At 37.8% G+C, this 20,442-nt stretch carries 20 protein-coding genes; all 20 read right to left on the bottom strand.

All coding sequences use genetic code 11. The annotated features are described in order from the left end of the window. Positions 1–13: 13 nt before the first annotated feature. Entirely contained in the window at positions 14–742 is a 729-nt protein-coding gene (locus ACQKM9_RS03075; RefSeq protein ID WP_427732524.1) for a GntR family transcriptional regulator, read from the bottom strand. A gap of 179 nt (positions 743–921) precedes the next feature. After that, a complete protein-coding gene (locus ACQKM9_RS03070; RefSeq protein ID WP_427732805.1) occupies positions 922–3,171 on the bottom strand; it encodes a DNA translocase FtsK in 2,250 nt (749 codons plus the stop codon). Between the two features lie 141 nt (positions 3,172–3,312). Beyond that, positions 3,313–4,980: a ribonuclease J gene (locus ACQKM9_RS03065; protein WP_193738753.1), complete on the bottom strand. Its 1,668-nt coding sequence runs from the start codon at positions 4,978–4,980 to the stop codon at positions 3,313–3,315. Between the two features lie 113 nt (positions 4,981–5,093). After that, entirely contained in the window at positions 5,094–5,987 is an 894-nt protein-coding gene (dapA, locus tag ACQKM9_RS03060) for a 4-hydroxy-tetrahydrodipicolinate synthase (protein WP_427732522.1), read from the bottom strand. Positions 5,988–6,000: 13 nt separating this feature from the next. Further along, positions 6,001–7,041, bottom strand: coding sequence for an aspartate-semialdehyde dehydrogenase (locus tag ACQKM9_RS03055; RefSeq protein ID WP_427732520.1), 1,041 nt, complete (start codon positions 7,039–7,041; stop codon positions 6,001–6,003). Positions 7,042–7,119: 78 nt separating this feature from the next. After that, the gene (locus ACQKM9_RS03050) at positions 7,120–7,707 is read right to left on the bottom strand and encodes a dipicolinate synthase subunit B (RefSeq protein ID WP_427732518.1); all 588 of its coding nucleotides are present in this window, start codon (positions 7,705–7,707) and stop codon (positions 7,120–7,122) included. Then, positions 7,700–8,515: an NAD(P)-dependent oxidoreductase gene (locus ACQKM9_RS03045; RefSeq protein ID WP_427732516.1), complete on the bottom strand. Its 816-nt coding sequence runs from the start codon at positions 8,513–8,515 to the stop codon at positions 7,700–7,702. The genes ACQKM9_RS03050 and ACQKM9_RS03045 overlap by 8 nt, the downstream gene beginning before the upstream one ends. Next, positions 8,512–8,781 (bottom strand): YlmC/YmxH family sporulation protein, encoded by a 270-nt coding sequence (locus tag ACQKM9_RS03040; RefSeq protein ID WP_038184249.1) that lies wholly within the window; start codon positions 8,779–8,781, stop codon positions 8,512–8,514. The genes ACQKM9_RS03045 and ACQKM9_RS03040 overlap by 4 nt, the downstream gene beginning before the upstream one ends. A 103-nt stretch (positions 8,782–8,884) precedes the next feature. Continuing rightward, on the bottom strand, positions 8,885–10,117 hold the full coding sequence (locus ACQKM9_RS03035; RefSeq protein ID WP_427732514.1) for a M16 family metallopeptidase: 1,233 nt from the start codon (positions 10,115–10,117) through the stop codon (positions 8,885–8,887). A 149-nt stretch (positions 10,118–10,266) separates the two neighbouring features. Next, positions 10,267–12,378, bottom strand: coding sequence for a polyribonucleotide nucleotidyltransferase (gene pnp, locus ACQKM9_RS03030; protein ID WP_427732512.1), 2,112 nt, complete (start codon positions 12,376–12,378; stop codon positions 10,267–10,269). Between the two features lie 182 nt (positions 12,379–12,560). Next, a complete protein-coding gene (rpsO, locus tag ACQKM9_RS03025; RefSeq protein ID WP_053417428.1) occupies positions 12,561–12,830 on the bottom strand; it encodes a 30S ribosomal protein S15 in 270 nt (89 codons plus the stop codon). 157 nt (positions 12,831–12,987) lie between these two features. Further along, positions 12,988–13,935 carry a riboflavin biosynthesis protein RibF gene (gene ribF, locus ACQKM9_RS03020; RefSeq protein WP_427732803.1) on the bottom strand — a complete coding sequence of 316 codons (948 nt, stop codon included), beginning with the start codon at positions 13,933–13,935 and terminating at the stop codon, positions 12,988–12,990. 15 nt (positions 13,936–13,950) lie between these two features. Further along, positions 13,951–14,865 carry a tRNA pseudouridine(55) synthase TruB gene (gene truB / locus ACQKM9_RS03015; protein ID WP_427732510.1) on the bottom strand — a complete coding sequence of 305 codons (915 nt, stop codon included), beginning with the start codon at positions 14,863–14,865 and terminating at the stop codon, positions 13,951–13,953. A gap of 86 nt (positions 14,866–14,951) precedes the next feature. Continuing rightward, on the bottom strand, positions 14,952–15,302 hold the full coding sequence (gene rbfA / locus ACQKM9_RS03010; protein ID WP_427732508.1) for a 30S ribosome-binding factor RbfA: 351 nt from the start codon (positions 15,300–15,302) through the stop codon (positions 14,952–14,954). Between the two features lie 19 nt (positions 15,303–15,321). Continuing rightward, the gene (locus ACQKM9_RS03005) at positions 15,322–15,600 is read right to left on the bottom strand and encodes a DUF503 domain-containing protein (RefSeq protein ID WP_038184231.1); all 279 of its coding nucleotides are present in this window, start codon (positions 15,598–15,600) and stop codon (positions 15,322–15,324) included. Next, on the bottom strand, positions 15,597–18,017 hold the full coding sequence (gene infB / locus ACQKM9_RS03000) for a translation initiation factor IF-2 (RefSeq protein ID WP_427732506.1): 2,421 nt from the start codon (positions 18,015–18,017) through the stop codon (positions 15,597–15,599). The genes ACQKM9_RS03005 and infB overlap by 4 nt, the downstream gene beginning before the upstream one ends. Positions 18,018–18,031: 14 nt before the next feature. Then, positions 18,032–18,343, bottom strand: coding sequence for a YlxQ family RNA-binding protein (locus ACQKM9_RS02995; RefSeq protein ID WP_427732504.1), 312 nt, complete (start codon positions 18,341–18,343; stop codon positions 18,032–18,034). After that, positions 18,340–18,618 (bottom strand): RNase P modulator RnpM, encoded by a 279-nt coding sequence (rnpM, locus tag ACQKM9_RS02990; protein ID WP_038184222.1) that lies wholly within the window; start codon positions 18,616–18,618, stop codon positions 18,340–18,342. Before rnpM ends, ACQKM9_RS02995 begins: the two co-directional genes overlap by 4 nt. A gap of 84 nt (positions 18,619–18,702) precedes the next feature. After that, positions 18,703–19,839, bottom strand: a complete 1,137-nt coding sequence (nusA, locus tag ACQKM9_RS02985; RefSeq protein WP_427732502.1) for a transcription termination factor NusA — start codon at positions 19,837–19,839, stop codon at positions 18,703–18,705. A gap of 20 nt (positions 19,840–19,859) precedes the next feature. Continuing rightward, positions 19,860–20,342 carry a ribosome maturation factor RimP gene (gene rimP / locus ACQKM9_RS02980; protein ID WP_427732500.1) on the bottom strand — a complete coding sequence of 161 codons (483 nt, stop codon included), beginning with the start codon at positions 20,340–20,342 and terminating at the stop codon, positions 19,860–19,862. Positions 20,343–20,442: the final 100 nt, after the last annotated feature.

Raw genomic sequence — 20,442 nt, 5'->3', positions numbered from 1 at the left:
AATGCATACAGTTTTACACACGTTTTCGAACTACATGGAAGCTGAATTTATCAGCTCTAAAATAGTTTTTAGAATATAACACCACTTGATCGTTATCATCATAGTGGAGCTGTTTTAAAACGAGGAGAGCTGTTTCAGGCTCACACTCTAAAATTGGAGATGCTTGGTTATGATAACCAACCGGATCGATATATGTGATTGCATACGCGACATGAATATCACCAGATTCCTCTATCGCAGAAAAGATTGAAGAATCTTCACGATTTGAAAAATCATTAGGCAAATACTTTGAAGGTACTTGGTCTACACAATAGACTACGGGCTCTCCGTTCGCAGTACGAACTCTTTCAATTGATATGATAGTTTCATCTTTTTCGCAATGAAAGCGTTTTACATCATCCTCAGAAGCTGGCAACCCGAATGAACTTAAATAGTTTGTTCCGGGTTCCATTCCAGCATTTATGATCATAGAAGAAATACTTGATAAATGTTCAATTCCTGATGTAAACACAGGTTTTGGATTCACAAATGTTCCCACTCCATGTCGACGAACAATGATGTTTTCTTCTTCCAACAGTCTAAGTGCCTCACGTAGAGTGGCACGACTGACTCCAAGTTTTTTGGATAATTCGAATTCAGATGGGAGTTTTTCTTTTGCTTTAAAAACTCCTTTTTCAATATCTTCTTTCAAACGATCGATTACTTGGAGATACAAATGCCGACTATCTGTTTTAATCGTCATACATACCACCACCTAGAGAGATCAGACATCTGACGTAAAACATTCCTACTAATTCGTTACTATACCATTATTATTTAGGTAAATAAATAGGTTTTTTTAAAAACTGTGCTAAAACAGTTTTTTTTTTTTACATCTGTAGTTATTTTAGTATTTTTTTGATACAGAAAATTTTACCATTATCATTTTCCGATAAGAACTTGACGCGGCTTGCTTTTTTCAGCAGGCCCTACAACTCCTCTTTCTTCCATCTGATCCATTATACGAGCCGCTCTTGCATACCCCACTTTTAGCTTTCTTTGCAAATATGATACCGATGCCGTTTCTTGATCCATTACTAATTGTACTGCCTCTTCATACAAATCATCTGTGTCATCTAAGTTCTTTAAATCGTCCTCTTCAGTCGGTATCATCTCTTCTTGGTATTGTGCTTTTTGTTGACTAATAACAAAATCAACAACATCCTGTACTTCATTATCTGATAAAAAGGCCCCTTGGACTCGAACAGGTTTCGATTGTCCTGCTGGTAAAAATAGCATATCCCCTCTTCCAAGAAGACGTTCTGCTCCGCCCATATCTAAAATGGTACGAGAATCAATTGAAGATGATACTGCAAAAGCAATTCGAGATGGTATATTTGCCTTAATGACACCCGTAATGACATCGACACTTGGTCTTTGTGTCGCAATAATTAAGTGGATACCTGCTGCACGTGCCATTTGGGCAAGTCTAGTAATGGAATCTTCTACATCACTCGAGGCAACCATCATTAAATCCGCTAGCTCATCAACAATGACGACGATAAATGGTAATTTGGGATGCTTCTCATCATTTTCGGCATTAAACGCATCAACATGTCCATTGTAGCCTTCAATATTACGTGTTCCTGTATGTGAAAACAGGTCATAGCGGCGTTCCATTTCAGATACAACCTTTTTCAAAGCTTGAGAAGCTTTACGTGCATCTGTAACAACTGGTGCTAACAGATGCGGAATGCCATTATAAACATTTAGCTCAACCATTTTCGGGTCAATCATCATGAGTTTCACTTCATGAGGTTTTGCACGCATTAATATACTTACTATGATGCCATTAATACAAACACTTTTACCGCTACCTGTTGAACCAGCTACCAATAAATGTGGCATTTTATTTAACTGGGCCAACTTCGCTTCACCCGTAATGTCTCTCCCTAAACCAATTAGTAGTTTGGCATTAGGTTGATTATTTTCTTTTGCCTCTAATACTTCACGCAAACTAACAATTGCCACTTCTTTGTTTGGTACCTCGATACCGACAGCCGATTTCCCAGGAATAGGTGCTTCAATACGTATATCTTCAGCTGCTAATGCTAATGCTAAATCGTCTTGCAAGCCGACAATTTTACTTACTTTAACCCCTTTATCTGGAAGTACTTCATACTCTGTAACAGCTGGACCTAAATGGACTTGTGTTACAGTTGCTTTCACACCAAACGATTGAAAAGTTTGTTCCAGTTTTCGTGCATTTGCTTGAATCAATGTAAATTCTCCACTTTGATCAACATGTGGTGGTGCTTTTAATAAAGACATTGCCGGTAATTGGTAATTGACATTTTCAATAACCTCATCACCCGCCATTGGTTGAATCTCTATTTCTTCTTCTGGTTTTATTTCCTGTGGTTTTACTTCAGTTTCTTCAACACGTTGTGTAAAAGCTGAAATAAACGGTTCCTTATGGACAGGAAGCTCTACGTCTGTGGCAGCTTCAAGATTTTCTTCAATTTGTTGCGTCGCTTCATCTTTTACAGATTTACGAGCGCGACGTGATGTAGCTTTTGGCGCCTCTTGTTTTTGCGGAGACCTTTTTGCTTGTTTCGCGCTTTTCGCTTGGGCACGTCGTTCTCTCCATTTAGTTTGCCATTCAGGTGTCTTTTGCATTAAGTATGGAACTAATGCCTTCCCAGTTAATAAAATCATCCCAATACATAACATTAACCAACTAGCAATAGACGCTCCAGCAGAGTCAAATAAAACAAAGAAGCATGCAAATAATAAAGCGCCGACCATTCCCCCACCAAGTGCTTGACTACGTTCTTCAATACCACCACTCGTTATGAGTATTCTCCATGTTTCTTTTAATACGGAATTACTTCCAATTCCATTTCCATTTAGTAATTGTTCAAACAGTGCAATATGACTGAATAAAGCTAAACTCCCTAGAATAAAAGCACAACCTAGAATTGTTCGATTTTTCATATTCGGAACGGTTCTACGAATCATTAAAATAAGAGCACTAAGAATAAGCATAAACGGTACAGCAATTGACCAATTACCAAATAAAAATAAAGCAGCTGTTTGAAAGAATCGTCCAACTAAGCCATATTCAAAGAATGTAATGATGGCGATTCCTACTAATAGGAGGCCGATGATTTCATACATCAGAGGATGCATGGTAAGTTTTTGTTCTGGCTTTTTAGGTTTTGTTTCTTTTTTCTTTTTTATAGCCAATTTCCGGACCTGCCTTTCTCTTTTAAAGGAAAAAAGGATTTCCCACCATAAATCGGCTAGGAAATCCTTTGTATCCGCTACGCATTAATATTCCATAATAATCGGGATGATCATTGGGCGGCGCTTCGTTTTTTGGAATAAATAGGAATTTAGCGTATCGCGGATTTCTTGTTTAATGTTTGTCCATTCGTACGTACCTTTATTCACATACTTTTCGACAACATTCTTCACTAGTGCTGCAGACTCTTCCATTAGTTCTTCTGATTCACGAACATATACGAATCCTCTAGATAAAATTTCCGGACCTGAAGCAATTTTCTTATGTTGGCGGTCAATAGTAACAACAACAATAAAGATACCATCTTGACTTAATAATTTACGATCGCGTAAAACGATGTTACCCACATCACCAACGCCAATGCCATCTATTAAAACATTACCAGCAGTTACACGGCCGCTCATACGCATTTTACCGTTTTTGTATTCTACAATATCGCCTTTATCAGCGATGAAAATTTGCGCTTTCGATAGACCTGTTTCTTGAGCAAGTTTAGAGTGTGCTATTAACATACGATATTCCCCTTGAATAGGAATAAAGTACTTTGGTTTCATAAGATTAAGCATTAATTTAAGGTCTTCTTGCGAACCATGCCCAGATACATGTACCTTTTTATCGGCTGACATTACTTTAGCACCTGCTTTGGCAAGGCTATTCATTGTTTCAGCAATTTGCACTTCCATACCTGGAGAAGGTGTGAAAGTAATTAATACAGTATCAGAAGGTTTAATGCGAATATCACGATGATGCTTACGAATGATTTTCTCAAGACCTTCTAAAGGCTCACCTTGATTACCTGTTACAATTGCAACAATTTCATTTTCAGGGTAATCATTGATTTTACTTACTGGAATAATTCTTTCTGGATCAACAGAAAGATAACCTAAACGCATACCTACTTCAAAAACATTTTCTAGGCTACGACCTACAACAGCAATTTTACGGTTTGATGCTGCGGCTTGGTCAAATACTTGTTGAATACGGATGAAGTTTGATGCATACAGTGCTACAAGGATTCTTCCTTCTGCACGATGGAATGTTTTTGATAATCTTTCACGGATAATTGATTCTGAGATTGTATATCCTGGGCGTTCTGCTTCTGTTGAATCAGACATTAAGATGAAGACACCCTCTTCACCTAGACCAGCCATTTTAGCGATATCGGGTTTGTACTTCCCTTGTGCTGATTGGTCAAATTTAAATTCACCAGTGTGTACGATTGCACCTTCAGATGTATGGAATGCAACGCCAAGTGAATCTGGAATACTATGAGTTGTATGGAAAAATGTCACATATGTCGTTTGGAAATTCATACGACTTTTGCTTGTTACTTCAAAAAACTTCACTTGTTGTGGCGCGGGCAATTCTTTTAAATGTTCTTTCGCTAAAGCAATTGTAAGTTTTGAACCATACACTGGTGCATTGACTTTTTGTAATAGGTACGCAATTGAGCCAATTGCATCTTCATGACCATGTGTTAAGAAGATTCCTTTTACTCTTGTTTTATTTTCTTCTAAATATGAAATGTCCGGAATAACAAAATCAATTCCTAACATTTCATCCTCTGGAAACATTAGTCCACTATCGACTACAAATAGCTCGTCATCAATTTCAACGACATACATTGCTTTGCCGATTTCACTAACCCCACCTAGAGGTATTACTCGTATTACTTCATTTTTTGTTTTAACCACTTGTTTTCCTCCTAAAAATAATCCCGAACAGCATCCACTTGTTTTTATTATATCGGTAGTAGACCGTTTTCACAAACAAAAAAAGAATGGGTTTTATCACCCATTCCATTTTTTTATTGGAACTGTTTTTGTTTTACTAAATAATGTTCCCAAATTATATCAAAATGTACTTTTTCTTGTTCAGTCATTTCCACTAAAGGCAACCTAACTGTTTCAGACGCAATATTTAATTTACTAAGAGCATATTTAACCGCAGTAGGATTCGGAGTTGCGAACAAAGCACGTATTAAAGGGAGTAATGCTTGATGTATAAACGCTGAGTCCTTATGACGCCCCTCTTTAAAAGCTTGGATCATTTTCTGCATATCTTCACCAACAACATGTGCTGCTACAGAAATGATACCAGATCCTCCAACTGCTAAAAGTGGTAAAGTTAAACCATCATCACCTGAGTAAACTTTGAAACCTGTAGGTGCGCCTGCTAGAATTTCTGTCATTTGATCAAGACTACCACTTGCTTCTTTCACAATTTGAATATTTGATATTTTACTTAATTCTAGAATCGTTTCAGGTAGTAGATTTACTATTGAACGTCCTGGAACATTGTAAAGCATAACCGGTAACGTTGTTTCTTTAGCAATCGCTGCAAAGTGAGCATACATACCACGTTGGCTAGGCTTATTATAATATGGTGTCACGAGCATAACGCCATCAACACCAGCTTCCTCTGCTTCTTTTGTTGCTTGAATCGATTCCGCCGTATTATTACTTCCTGTACCAGCAATTACTGGAACGCGTTTACGTACGGTTTCAACAACAAACTGGATAAGATGCATTTTCTCTTCATGTGTTAATGTTGGTGATTCTCCAGTTGTACCACAAACAACAATTGAATCAGTCCCTGTTGCAATTAGATGTTCTACTACTTTTGCCACCATTTCATAATGTATAGAGCCATCTTCGTGAAATGGAGTAATCATTGCTGTCGCTACATTCCCTATGTTCATATGTGACGCCCCCTTAGATTATACCTTCATCAATCAAAGCTTCTGCGATTTGGATAGAATTAAGTGCCGCACCCTTTAATAGGTTGTCAGCAACAATCCATAAATGGAAGCCATTATCCTTCGCTAAATCTTTGCGAATACGGCCCACAAATACTTCATCTTCGCCTTCTACATAGATTGGCATTGGATAACCTTGCGCTGTAATATCATCAACTAGTAAAATACCAGATGCGTTTTCAAGTACCTTCTTTACATCTTCGACCGACACATTATCTTTTTCTACTTCAATATAAACAGATTCAGAGTGTCCTGATACAACTGGTACACGAACACAAGTTGCTGCTACAGGAAGCTCTGGCATATGCATAATTTTCTTCGTTTCATTAATCATTTTCATCTCTTCGTATGTGAAGCCATTTTCAGTGAAGACATCAATTTGTGGAATAACGTTTCTAGCGATTGGATAATGTTTTTTATCGCTTTTAACTGGTAATACATTGGCTTCCACTTCTTTACCTTTTTCCCACTCACCACTTTGTGTTTTAAGCTCTTCAATGGCATTTATACCTGAACCAGATACTGCTTGATATGTAGATACGATTACATTTGATAAACCAAATGCTTTTTTAATTGGCTCTAATGCTGCGACCATTTGAATTGTCGAACAGTTTGGATTGGCAATAATCCCTTTGTGTTTAGCCAAATCACCCGGGTTTACTTCAGGTACAACAAGCGGTACTTCTGGATCCATTCGGAAAGCGCTTGTGTTATCAATTGCAACAGCACCACGTTTTGCAGCTTCTGGTGCCAACACTTTTGATACAGCACCACCTGCACTGAATAGCGCAATATCTACACCTTCAAATGCTTCAGGTGTTGCTTCCTCAATCGTGTATGACTGACCGTTAAATGTAATATCTTTTCCAGCAGATTTTTTGGAAGCTAGTAATTTAATCTTACCAATCGGAAACTTACGCTTAGCAAGCTGCTCCATCATTTTCGTTCCTACTGCTCCTGTAGCTCCTACGACAGCTACTGTATATTGCTTAGTCATCATACATCTCTCCTCAACTCGACATTGATAATGGCGCTATTGTATCATAATTTTTCATAATTGTGTATAAAAATTAAATTATTTAGTATATTGAATCAATAATGGCTGAAGTTGTTTCTTTTCTAACGCACTTATAATTGTTTCATTTATTTTAGTAAAATCAGAAATTAATGAATTTGGCTTTTTATATGGGTCGTCTTGCCCAAATGGTATAAAGAAAATATTCTTTGTATTTAGGAGTTTCATGAGATTCATACCATTTAACCCCAAAGCGTCATTCGTAGAAACGCCGATGACAACTGGGCTACCGTTACGTAGTGTCGCTTTCGCTGCCATTAGAACTGGCGATTCTGTTGCCGCATTAGCAAATTTACTGAGTGAGTTCCCTGTCATCGGTGCAATCACCATGCAATCTAGTGGATTTCTCGGACCAAGTGGCTCTGCCTCCACCATTGTCTTAACCACTTCATGACCTGAAACTTCCTCTATTTTTGCAATCCAATCTTCCCCTGTACCAAATCTGGTTGCCGCATGCAATACTGAGTGGGTAATAATAGGCACAACTGTCGCGCCTACATCTCTAAGATGTTTGATTTTTGGTACAACGTCTTCATACGTACAATGTGATGCAGTTATGCCAAAGCCGATGCGCTTCCCATCAAGCATGATGTTCCTCCTTATATTTTGCATTATGCAGTTCAATCGTTTGAATTAGTAAATCTGCAGCATCTTGGGGGAAAAATTTCCCGGGCAATGCTGGTAATTGTATATAGTCAAAATCAGGTTGTTCTTCAAATGCCAGACATCCTGGTGCTGATGCTAAATCAAACACTGTAGTAGATGATTGTAACCTCTCACTAAAAGCGCTTGTAATCCATTTTACGGGGATAGTATTAATGATGTAGTCTGATTTACTTTCAAAAGCCTCAGGCGCCAAAACAGAAGCTCTATAACCAAAAGCCTCGGCCTCATATATTTGAGTTGCTGAGCGTGCCATAACATGGATTGTAGCACCTAGGTCTCTACATAATGCAGCAGTCATCTTTGCGACTCTTCCAAAGCCTGTAATAATGAGGTGTTGCCCATCCATTGATCTTTGTTCATGATCGTAGAATGATCTTAGCATCCCTTCTGCAGTGAGCTTCGCATTTTGCCAGATAAATTGTTCATCTTCTAGGTAGTAAACAGTTTGTGTAGTAGATAACTGTTGTTTAAAGTCTGGAGTCGTTCTTCCAACAAACAACATTGCATTCTCAGCTACACTAAAAAAACTATTCATATCTGCTGACCATTTAGGTGGGTGAATAGGTAAAACAATGCGATTTGGTTGAAGCTTTTTACTCAACATTAAGAGCTCTTCATTCCACTCGTCAGTATATTTGTATACAACGGTTCGATGAGGTTTTGAAAGTTGTACTGCAAGCTTTTTAAAACGTGCGTCCGTTCCTATAAGTAGCCATCTTTCATCGGTCATTCTGTTAACCCCGAATTCATTGGCTTTACTTGATTAAATAGAATTCGATCTTCTCCAATGAGAACAATTTCATCCCACGGGATATATTCTTGCATTTTTGGTGATTTTGCTTTAAATGGAATTCGATGCCCTTTATGAATCATTTCAAAACCAAAAATTTGACCTGTTTTTGGGTCAAGTAAACATTCTGTCTCAGCCAAAATACCAAAACGTATGCCATCATTCATTTGAATTAATTCTTTTTCAGCTAACTCTGATAAGAGCATGCTTCCCCTCCTTTTCGCATGTATATTATGTATATGCTTTTGCTTTGTTTTTAGTGATTTTTTGCTTCAAAGGAAAAAAGAACAAAAGAAAAAGCTAAGGGCATTAGTTGCTTCCCTTAGCTGGTGTAATGATGGAGCTTGCAAATGGTTGTTTTAAATGGTCATTAATAATGTGATTTACTGATTGTACAGTTACTTGTTTTAGTTCAGATAGTGCTTTTTCAATCGTGCGATCATAACCAAATACAAGTTCATTCTTAGCATTGCGACTCATAAAATCATACGCTGTTTCTAATCCAAGAAGCAAATTACTTTCAAGTTGTTCTCTTGCAAATAGTAATTCTTTTTCAGTAATACCTTCTCTGCATATCGTGTCAATAGAACGAGTGATTGTTTGCTGCAACAAAGGTAGCTGATGCGGCGAAGTGCCCGCATAAATAACAAATGCACCGGCATCTTGATACGCAGAATAATAGGAGTAGACGGAATAAGCAAGCGCTTTTTCCTCTCTTACTTCTTGAAATAAACGAGAAGACATAGAATCACCCAGTACACTATTTAACACAACTAAGCTTAATAGATTAGGTGCTTGCATACTTAACCCCGGATAGCCCAATGCCAAATGTGACTGTTCTACTTGACTCTTCTTTTCGATTTTCGCAGGAACAAATGTTGGTGAAGTAAAAATTGTAGGCTCATATGATGCTGTTGTTGGGAATTGATTGAATAATTTCTCAATCGTTTGAATTAACGTTTGTGACAAATGACCCGCAACTGAAACTACTACTTGTTCGGGACGATAATGTCTGTGCATATATGCTAGAAGATTTTCACGATTAAACGTTTGTAATGTTTCTGTTGTTCCTAGTATCGGCGAACCTAATGCGCTATTCGGAAACATTGCCTGCCATAATCTTTCATCTACATCATCGTCAGGTGCATCTTCAGTCATTGCAATTTCTTCTAATATCACTTGTCTTTCCTTGTCAATATCTTCAGGACTAAATTTGGAATGAAAGAACATATCAGACAGCATCTCAATTGCTTTTTCTGCATGATGATCAAGAACAACTGCATAATAACAAGTATTTTCCTTTGATGTGAAGGCATTGAGTTGCCCTCCTATACGATCAAATTCTTCAGCTATATCTTTTGCAGAACGTGTATCTGTCCCTTTAAATAGCATATGCTCAATGAAGTGTGTCATTCCATTTTCATGCGGTTGTTCGTATCGAGAACCTACATTTACCCAAATCCCCATTGCTACTGAACGTACATGCGGTATATCTTCCGCAACGATGCGTACTCCATTAGCACAAATATGTTTTGTAACCAATTAGTTTCCTCCTTTTAATACAAGCAAAAGAGGTCGCCGTTTTGCTGGAAACGGACGACCTCAATAATTTTAACATTTATGATGTTGAGACACTCAAGTTGTGAGCGAGAAGTATTGAATTGGAATCCCCTATTTCGGAAGACCTCAGTTTACTTTTGCTCTGCGCGTTCTTTTTCTTCTTTTAACACTACTTTACGAGAAAGGTTTACGCGACCTTGGTTGTCGATTTCGATGACTTTTACAAGTAGTTCATCTTCTAGTTTTAGAACATCTTCTACTGCTTTAGTGCGCTCTTCTTGAATTTCAGAAATGTGTAGTAAACCGTCTTTACCTGGGAAGATTTGAACAAATGCACCGAATTTTTCGATACGTTTTACTTTACCCATATAATATTCGCCTACAACTGCTTCACGTACGATATTTTCAATGATTTCTTTTGCACGTGCATTCATTGCTTCATCAATAGAAGAGATGTAAATTGTACCGTCTTGTTCAGTATCAATTTTCACGCCAGTTTCTTCGATGATTTTATTGATTTGTTTACCACCAGGTCCGATAACATCACGAATTTTATCTGGGTTAATTTTTACCATGATAATTTTCGGAGCATATTTAGAAAGATGATCACGTCTTTCTGGCATAGTTGCAAGCATAGACTCTAGTATATGCATACGACCAATTTTTGCTTGAGTTAAAGCTTCTTCTAAAATTTGATTTGATAATCCATCAATTTTAATATCCATTTGAAGTGCAGTAACACCTTTTGCAGTACCTGCTACTTTGAAGTCCATATCACCCAGGTGATCTTCCATTCCTTGGATATCAGTTAGGATTGAATAATGTTCATCTTTTTTAATAAGACCCATCGCAATACCTGCAACTGGTGCTTTAAGAGGAACACCTGCATCCATCATTGCTAAAGTTGAAGCACAAATACTTGCTTGTGAAGTAGAACCGTTAGATTCTAAAACTTCTGATACGCAACGGATTGTGTAAGGAAAGTCTTTTTCATTTGGAATAACTGCTTCTAAAGCACGTTCACCTAACGCACCATGCCCAATTTCACGACGGCCTGGTCCACGAATTGGTCCAGTTTCTCCTACTGAGAATTGAGGGAAGTTATAATGATGCATGAAGCGTTTAGACTCTTCAACACCTAAACCGTCGATAATTTGAACATCGCCTAGTGCGCCTAAAGTACAAACTGAGAGTGCTTGAGTTTGTCCACGTGTAAACAAGCCAGATCCATGTGCTCTTGGAAGTAAATTTACTTCTGAAGATAATGGACGAATTTCATCTAATTTACGACCATCAGGACGAATTTTATCTTCAGTGATTAAACGGCGAACTTCTTCTTTCACCATTTTATCTAGAATTTCGCCTACTTGTTTTAAAGTTACTTCATCTGCTTCAGCTTCTTCGTATTTTGCAACAACTTCAGCTTTTACAGCATTAATTGCTTCTTCACGAGCATGCTTTTCATAAGTTTGGATAGCAGCAACCATCTTAGTTCCGAATTCCGCATTGATTTCAGCGTATAATTCTTCATTTATTCCGTGTAAAATTACTTCCATTTTTTCTTTGCCGACTTCAGCAGCAATTGTTTCTTGGAAAGCAATTATTTTTTTTATTTCTTCATGGCCAAACATAATAGCTTCTAACATTTTTTCTTCAGGAACTTCTAAAGCACCTGCTTCAACCATGTTAATCGCATCTTTTGTACCAGCAACAATTAAATTAATTGTTGATTTTTCCCATTGTGCAACTGTTGGATTTACGATAAATTCACCGTCAACAAGCCCAACTTGGACACCTGCGATTGGTCCGTCAAATGGAATATCAGAAACCATTAGTGCAAGTGATGATCCGAGCATAGCTGCCATTTCTGAAGGGCAATCTTGATCAGCAGACATAACCATAGAGATTACTTGTACTTCATTACGGAAGCCATCTGGGAATAATGGACGGATTGGACGGTCGATTAAACGAGATGTTAATACCGCTTTTTCAGAAGGACGTCCTTCACGTTTGATAAACCCTCCAGGAATCTTACCAACTGCATATAATTTTTCTTCATAGTTAACTGTTAATGGGAAAAAGTCTAATGGTTTTGGGTGTTTTGAAGCTGTTGCATTTGATAGTACAACTGTTTCTCCATAACGTACTAATACCGATCCATTAGCTTGCTTTGCGAGCTGACCTACTTCGATTTGTAAAGGTCGTCCGGCCCATTCATAGGTATAAACCTTTTTTTCGTTCATTTATTTGAACTCCTCTCTCAAAGAAAACATCTATTCATGTATTTATGTAGTACTATTAGTTTATCAAAAAAGGGAGGCTTATGCGAAACATTTCAATTCTTTATATTCAAATTGTTGTAGGAGGTTAATTTATTGAAGCATAAAGAAAAAGCGGGACAAGCCCGCTTTCACAAAATTGCATGTTATCGACGTAAGCCGAGTTTAGTAATGATTTCACGGTAGCGTGGTACGTCATTTTCACGTAAATATTTTAATAAGTTACGACGACGTCCAACCATTTTGAATAAACCGCGACGAGAATGGTGGTCTTTTTTATGAGTACGTAAGTGCTCATTTAAGTTGTTAATCTCTTCCGTAAGGATAGCGATTTGAACTTCTGGTGAACCAGTATCACTTTCGTGTACACGGAATTCAGCAATGATTTCGTTTTTGCGTTCTTGTGTTAGTGCCATCCTATTCACCTCCTAAATTGAAATATCCCCAAATGCTGAGCAAACGTTGGTGATTCGAAAGCCAAGCAATGGTTCAGTGGTTGCAAATGAAATACTTCATTTAGAGCAACTCACTTATGAAATAGTAACATAAGCGCCTAATAGAATCAACTATTATCTAACGTTCACGTAAATATTTCATTGCCGTTTCCTTATCTATTTCGATTTGCCTTTTTAGCGCATCGATCCCATCAAACTTTTGTTCTGACCTTAAATGCTTATACCAATCTATTTGTACTTCTTCAGCATAAATATTTTTGTTGAAGTCCATAATATGTACTTCTATTGATAAGTTTTTTTCATCCGGGTTTTTGAATGTTGGTTTATATCCCACGTTACAAACACCATCGAACCATTCATTTTGAACTTGCATTCTAACAGCATAAACACCATTCGCAGGTATGAACGTTCCTTCATGCGCTTGAATATTTGCTGTTGGAAAACCAATCTGACGTCCGCGTTTATCACCATGGACGACAATACCTGGAATTTGGAATGGTCTTCCTAGTAAACTATGAACAGCTTCCATTTCACCCATTTGTAACAACTTGCGAATTCTAGTAGAGCTAATTTTATCCTCTTCTTGAACTTGCTTTTCAATTACAGTAACTCCAAAGTCTTCATTGCTAAGTGACTCCATATCTTCCATCGTTCCTTTACCAAATGCACCAAATGTAAAGTCGAATCCTGCTGTCACATGTTTTACATTTAAATTACGAATAAATACATCTACAAATTTACTAGGACTAAGCTTAGCAAAATCCGAAGTGAAGCGTACGACGAATACCGTATCAACTCCCATACTTTCAAGGATATCTAGCTTTTGCTTTATAGGTGTAATATAAAATACTTGTTCTTTACTTTGGCCTAATACAATCGAAGGGTGAGGATCAAACGTCATAACAGCTGTTTTCAAGTTTTTATCGTGTGCTTGCTTTTTCGCATGCCCAATCACCGCTTGATGACCTCGATGTACTCCATCAAAAAAGCCGATTGCAAGCGAATAGGGTCCTTCAATATTTGGATGACTAATTTGGTGAGGGTACATTAATTGAATTACTTTCATCATAAAGACTGCCTCCTAATCAACAGCTGGGAACATTTTTTCTGGCTTCATAAGCCCGTCTTTTGTTGGATGCTTAATATAAATAGCAACCGCTCTTCTATTTTCTACAAATACTATTTTATCATGTTCTTCTAGAGATGGGTGCATAGGAAGTACTTGTCCATTTGTAATTTGCTTATGATTCTCTTCAGTAATTTGGAAAGTTGGATAATTAGTTAATGCTTGCTCAATTGGCATTATTACTTTATCCAATTCCCCCGCCTCAGCGATTTCACGTAATTCAGAAATTGTTACACAATCTTCCTTCTTGAAATTCCCAGAAGCTGTACGAACTAGTGAAGCCATATGCGCAGGATATCCTAACTCTTCACCTATTTGTACTGCTAAAGTTCGAATATATGTCCCTTTACTACATGCAATGCGGACTGGGAAAGTGATTGTAGCTCCTTCATACACCAATACATCATCTAATAGTTCCAAGCTGTAGATCATCACATTACGGGATGGACGTTCGATGATCTGACCTTGTCGAGCGTATTCATATAACTTCCGGCCATTTACTTTTACTGCAGAATACATCGGTGGTGTTTGTGAGATTTCTCCAGTAAGGTTAGCAAGTACCTGTAATAATTGTTCATGGGAAATAGTTTTGACACTACTATCTTCCGCAACTATTTCCCCTTCAGCATCTTCAGTTGTTGTAGAAGTACCAATTGAAATAACGGCCTCATACGTTTTACCTGCGTCTGTCAAATATTCTGCTAAACGTGTTGCATTGCCAATACAAATCGGCAAAACACCTTCTACACCTGGGTCAAGTGTACCTGTATGCCCTACTTTTTTCGTTTGCAATATTTTGCGTAATTTAAATACGCAATCGTGAGAAGTCATTCCCCGTTCTTTCCATAGAGGAAGTATGCCATGTTGCATTCGTGTCAACTCCTTTTTAGTATAAATAATTTTATTTTAAAGACAGAAAAAGCCTGCAAATAAAAAGGTTTGCAGGCTTGTTTCAATTATTGATCTTTTGATTCATGTAGTTGACGTAAAAGCGTGTCAATTTTATTACCATATTCTGCTGATGAGTCGAACTCAAAGAGTAATTCTGGTGTAATTCTTAAACGAATACGTTGACCAATTTCAGAACGAATAAAGCCTTTTGCTTTTTCAAGTCCTTTTAATGTGTCCTGACGCTCTCTCTCAGTACCTAAGCAAGTAATATAAATTGTTGCTTGTTGTAGGTCACCTGTTACTTCAACATCTGTTACAGTAACAAATCCGACACGAGGGTCTTTTAGTTTACGAACGATAATATCGCCGAGTTCCTTTTTCATTTGTTCTGCAACACGGTTCGCGCGCATACTCATAATCGTTTCACCTCAATTCTTATAAGTACTCTCTTTGTATGTTTAGTCGTTCCCATTCGGGATTTGATTCTAGAAGTTGAAGAGCACGAGTGAGCTCACGATCTGCTGCATCCTTAGAAGAAGCTACAGTAACAATCGCGAGCAACGCTCTTTGCCAAACATCTTGATGGTCAATTTCTGCAATGGAAACATTGTACCGCTGTTTTGTGCGGGTAATCATACTTTGCAAGACAGCACGTTTTTCTTTTAATGAATGGGCCGCAGGGATGAAGAATTCACACTCTGCGTAGACAATCATTTGCGTACAATTTCTTCCATGATGAATGCTTCAATTACATCTTCTGTTTTAATGTCATTGAAGTTTTTCACTGTAAATCCACATTCATAACCTTTAGCTACTTCTTTTGCATCATCTTTGAAACGTTTTAAAGAGTCTAATTCGCCTTCGAAAATAACGATACCCTCACGGATAACACGAACGCCACTATCGCGTGTAATCTTACCTTCAAGTACGTATCCACCAGCAATTGTGCCGACTTTAGATACTTTGAATGTTTCACGAACTTCTGCTGAACCGATTATTTTTTCTTGGAATTCAGGATCTAGTAATCCTTTCATTGCTGCTTCGATTTCTTCAATTACTTTATAAATAACACGGTGTAGACGGATATCTACGCCTTCAGCTTCAGCTGCGCGTTTCGCATTAGTATCAGGACGTACATTGAAACCAATGACAATCGCATTTGATGCAGCTGCTAACGAAATATCAGATTCTGTAATTGCACCAGCACCTGTGTGGATGATACGTACATTTACACCTTCTACATCGATTTTCATTAATGAAGCTGCCATTGCTTCTACTGTACCTTGAACGTCAGCTTTAACGATTAAGTTTAATTCTTTCATTTCACCTTGACTCATTTGTTCAAATAAATTATCAAGAGTTACTCGTTGTTTTTCAGAGCGTTGTGCTTGAATAGCAGTCATTGCACGTGCTTCCCCTACTTGACGAGCTGTTTTTTCATCTTCGAATACTACAAAACGATCACCAGCTTGAGGAACTTCACTTAATCCAGTAATTTCAACTGGTGTAGAAGGACCTGCAGTTTTTACGCGACGTCCAATATCATTAACCATTGCACGAACACGACCGTAAGCGTGGCCAACTACAATTGGATCACCTATGTTAAGAGTACCATTTTGTACTAATAAAGTAGCAACAGAACCGCGACCTTTATCAAGTTGTGCTTCGATTACAGTACCAATAGCTTTACGTTTTGAGTCAGCTGTTAATTCGCCTACTTCTGAAACTAACAATACCATTTCAAGTAATGAATCAATGCCATCTCCTTTTAAAGCTGAAATTGGAACAAAGATTGTTTCGCCTCCCCAAGCTTCTGGTACTAGACCATGCTCAGTTAGCTCTTGCATTACACGATCAGGGTTAGCTGTTGGTTTATCCATTTTGTTTACAGCAACAATAATTGGAACTTCTGCAGCTTTTGCATGGTTGATTGCTTCAACTGTTTGTGGCATTACACCATCATCAGCAGCAACTACTAAAATTGTTAAGTCAGTAATTCTTGCACCACGCGCACGCATTGTTGTGAACGCTGCGTGTCCAGGTGTATCTAAAAATGTAATTTTCTTATCGTTTACAACTACTTGGTAAGCACCAATATGTTGTGTAATACCGCCAGCTTCTCCAGCAGTTACTTTTGTGTTACGAATAGAATCTAGTAATGTTGTTTTACCATGGTCAACGTGACCCATAATTGTTACAACTGGTGGACGCTCTGTTATGTTAGCTGTATTTACTTCTTCTTGGTCACCCTCAAAGTACGTTTCTAGGTCTGTTACGTCGATACGAATTTCTTCCTCAACTTCCACACCATAATCAGCACAGATTAGTTCGATAGCATCTTGTTCAAGCTCTTGGTTAATTGTAGCCATAACACCAAGCATGAATAATTTTTTAATAATTTCAGATGGCTCACGGCCTAATTTTTTCGCTAATTCGCCTACTGATAATGATTCGAAGAAAGTGATTTTTTCTGGTAATTCTTTTTTCACTGCAGGTACAACTGGTTGTGGTCTGTGTTTACGACGTTGTCCACCATTAATACCTGGTTTTTTTCTTTGGTTAAAGTTACGGTTTCCACCTTGTTGGTTGGATTGACCACTTGGGCCGCGATTTGTATTACGATTTTGACTTGAGTTTGTATTCGAACCAGTTCTTGTGTTCGAATTTGTATTTGGTCTTGAGTTTGTGTTTGTGTTTGAATTAGTGTTTGGTCTTGAACTTGTGTTTGAGTTCGGTCTTGCATTAGTATTTGGTCTTGCATTTGAGTTAGAACGATTGTTTGAATTTGAGTTTGAGTTGTTTTTTGAAGTGGAATTGTTATTCATAGTACTTCCTTGATTAGTATTTTGTTTTGGTTGAGCAGCGCTAGTTTGTGGTGCTTTTTCGTCTTTTCTAGCGTTCGGACGATTCCCTTGTTGTCCTCTGTTTTGGTGCTCAGTTCTTTTTGGTCCTTGTGATGATTGTGCGTTAATTTTCATTTTAAATACACCATCTAGTTTGCTAACTGCATCTTTTTCTAACGTAGACATATGGTTTGTGACGTTTATTTGTAGCTTTGTAAGCTGATCAATAACTTCTTTACTTGACTTATTTACTTGTTTCGCATATTCATGGACGCGTAATTTTGTCATGTATTCACCCCCGGTTAGATTTCGTTGAGAAGCTCGGACAGTTTTTTTGCAAAACCGTCATCCACGATGGCTAATGAGACCCGTGCGTCTTTCCCCGTAGCATGTCCGAGATCATATCTAGTCCCGAACTCCTGCAACTCAACGTTGAAAGAATAACATTTATCTTGCATTTTTTTGCGCGTATTGGCAGAAGCATCTGTTGCTAAAATAACAAGCTTCGCACCATTATTGCGCACTTCTTTAATAACTTGTTCTTCGCCTGAAACGATTTTACGAGCCCTGGCAGCCAATCCAAGTAAATTTAAAATAGATTGCTGTGGCGTCATGTTAACGTCTCCTTGCGAATGACTTTCAAAAGGTCTTCATATACTTGTTCAGGAATTTCCACTTCTAACTGATGTTTCAGGACATTTTTCTTTTTCGCTTCTGCAACAGCTGTTTCGGATTTTGAAACATATGCGCCGCGACCTGATTTCTTGCCTGTTACATCCACGGAAACTTCGCCTTCTTTAGAACGAACAACCCGGATCATCTCTTTTTTAGGGAACATTTCACCAGTTGCTACACATTTTCTTAAAGGAATTTTTCTGTTTATCGACATAAGAACACACCTTCCTTATAGCGTAAGAACTTTTGGCCATATTGGTTCTATTAAAAGACTTTACATATGATCAAATGCTTTTACTTATTCTTCGTCGTCTTTATATAAATCAACGTCATAATCAACATCTTCTTCGTCTTGAGCTTCCTCATAAACAACAGTTGAAGATTGACTTGGGTAGATTCCTAATTCTCTTGCATCTGTTTCACTCTTAATATCAATCTTCCAGCCTGTCAACTTCGCAGCAAGGCGAGCATTTTGACCACGTTTACCAATAGCTAAAGATAATTGATAATCAGGAACTACTACTGTAGTTGACTTTTCTTCTTCATCAACTTGCACATCAAGAACTTTTGAAGGACTTAGTGCGTTTGCAACGAATACGACAGGATCTTCTGACCATTCAACGATATCGATTTTCTCACCGTTTAGTTCGTTAACAATTGTTTGTACACGGGCACCTTTTGTACCTACGCATGAACCTACTGGATCTACTTCTTCATTATGTGCAAAGACAGAAATTTTAGAGCGATCGCCAGCTTCACGAGCGATTGATTTAATTTCTACTGTACCTTGGAAGATTTCAGGAACTTCTAATTCAAATAAACGACGAAGTAAACCTGGGTGAGTACGTGATACGTATACTTGTGGTCCACGAGAAGTACGTTCTACTTTCGTGATATACACTTTGATACGATCGTGAGGTGCATAAGACTCACCTTGAATTTGTTCATTTTGTGGTAATACCGCTTCGACTTTACCTAAACCAACATAAATATTACGTGGGTCTAAACGCTCTACAACACCATTTACGATATCATCTTCGCGATCCACATATTCTTCATAGACAATGCCACGTTCTGCTTCACGGAATCGTTGAGTAACGATTTGTTTCGCTGTAGTTGCAGCGATACGTCCGAAATTACGTGGTGTTTCTTCCTGTTCCACAATATCACCGATCTCATAGGCAGGGTTGATAACTTGCGCATCTTCTACAGAGATTTGTAAGCGATCGTCTTCTACTACATCTACTACATCTTTTCTTGAATACAAGTGCATTGTACCGCGGTCAAGGTTTAAATCAACACGCACGTTTTGCGCTTGGTTGTAATTCTTTTTATATGCATTAATAAGTGCCGCCTCGATTGCTTCAATAATGATATCACGAGAGATACCTTTTGCTTCAAGTGCATTTAACGCACCAACCAATTCTTTACTCATTGTCTATTTCACTCCTACTATTAACTTTCTGCAGAAAAATCGATTGCTAAACGAGCTAATGCTATTTTATCTTTATCGATAACGACCTTAATTTTTCTTGTTTTAATCTTAACGTCAAGTTCTACACCTGCGTCTGTATAAGATTTTAAATAACCTTCAAATACTTTCATACCGTTAATGGCTTCATATGATTTAATATGCACGAATTGACCGATAGCTTTTTCAAAATCAGCTTCTTTTTTTAATGGTCGTTCTGCTCCTGGAGATGACACTTCAAGGAAATAATTTTGTTCAATTGGATCAGATTCATCCAATTTTAAACTTAATAATTCACTTACTTGAGCACATTGTTCAATGTCAATGCTTCCTTCAGGAGTATCAATGTAAACGCGCAAAAACCAATCGCGACCCTCTTTAACGAATTCAACTTCGACTAATTCAAGGTTTAACCCTTCTACTATAGGCGTTGCAAGTTGTTCCACTGCTGAGATAACTTTGCTCATACAATCCTCCTGACTCACTTCATGTTGTCATAACAACAGAAAAGAGCGGGAAATCCCACTCTTTTGCTGGCGTTCTATCAACAAATTAATTAAACAAATG

The sequence above is a fragment of the Viridibacillus sp. NPDC093762 genome (assembly GCF_050279675.1).
GTDB lineage: Bacteria > Bacillota > Bacilli > Bacillales_A > Planococcaceae > Viridibacillus.
Note: the sequence above shows the minus strand (reverse complement) of the source record. Positions and strands in the feature narration are given on the sequence as shown.

Coding starts and splice junctions, on each gene's coding strand:
- ACQKM9_RS02995 (WP_427732504.1), bottom strand. CDS start 18,343: ATGACGCCACAGCAATCTATTTTAAATTTACTTGGATTGGCTGCCAGG.
- ACQKM9_RS03070 (WP_427732805.1), bottom strand. CDS start 3,171: ATGCATCCTCTGATGTATGAAATCATCGGCCTCCTATTAGTAGGAATC.
- ribF (WP_427732803.1), bottom strand. CDS start 13,935: ATGAAAGTAATTCAATTAATGTACCCTCACCAAATTAGTCATCCAAAT.
- ACQKM9_RS03050 (WP_427732518.1), bottom strand. CDS start 7,707: ATGCTTGATGGGAAGCGCATCGGCTTTGGCATAACTGCATCACATTGT.
- rpsO (WP_053417428.1), bottom strand. CDS start 12,830: ATGGCACTAACACAAGAACGCAAAAACGAAATCATTGCTGAATTCCGT.
- pnp (WP_427732512.1), bottom strand. CDS start 12,378: ATGAACGAAAAAAAGGTTTATACCTATGAATGGGCCGGACGACCTTTA.
- rnpM (WP_038184222.1), bottom strand. CDS start 18,618: ATGTCGATAAACAGAAAAATTCCTTTAAGAAAATGTGTAGCAACTGGT.
- ACQKM9_RS03045 (WP_427732516.1), bottom strand. CDS start 8,515: ATGACCGATGAAAGATGGCTACTTATAGGAACGGACGCACGTTTTAAA.
- dapA (WP_427732522.1), bottom strand. CDS start 5,987: ATGAACATAGGGAATGTAGCGACAGCAATGATTACTCCATTTCACGAA.
- ACQKM9_RS03005 (WP_038184231.1), bottom strand. CDS start 15,600: ATGATTGTCTACGCAGAGTGTGAATTCTTCATCCCTGCGGCCCATTCA.
- ACQKM9_RS03055 (WP_427732520.1), bottom strand. CDS start 7,041: ATGACTAAGCAATATACAGTAGCTGTCGTAGGAGCTACAGGAGCAGTA.
- ACQKM9_RS03075 (WP_427732524.1), bottom strand. CDS start 742: ATGACGATTAAAACAGATAGTCGGCATTTGTATCTCCAAGTAATCGAT.
- nusA (WP_427732502.1), bottom strand. CDS start 19,839: ATGAGTAAAGAATTGGTTGGTGCGTTAAATGCACTTGAAGCAAAAGGT.
- rbfA (WP_427732508.1), bottom strand. CDS start 15,302: ATGAGTATGCGCGCGAACCGTGTTGCAGAACAAATGAAAAAGGAACTC.
- truB (WP_427732510.1), bottom strand. CDS start 14,865: ATGCAACATGGCATACTTCCTCTATGGAAAGAACGGGGAATGACTTCT.
- infB (WP_427732506.1), bottom strand. CDS start 18,017: ATGACAAAATTACGCGTCCATGAATATGCGAAACAAGTAAATAAGTCA.
- ACQKM9_RS03040 (WP_038184249.1), bottom strand. CDS start 8,781: ATGCTCTTATCAGAGTTAGCTGAAAAAGAATTAATTCAAATGAATGAT.
- rimP (WP_427732500.1), bottom strand. CDS start 20,342: ATGAGCAAAGTTATCTCAGCAGTGGAACAACTTGCAACGCCTATAGTA.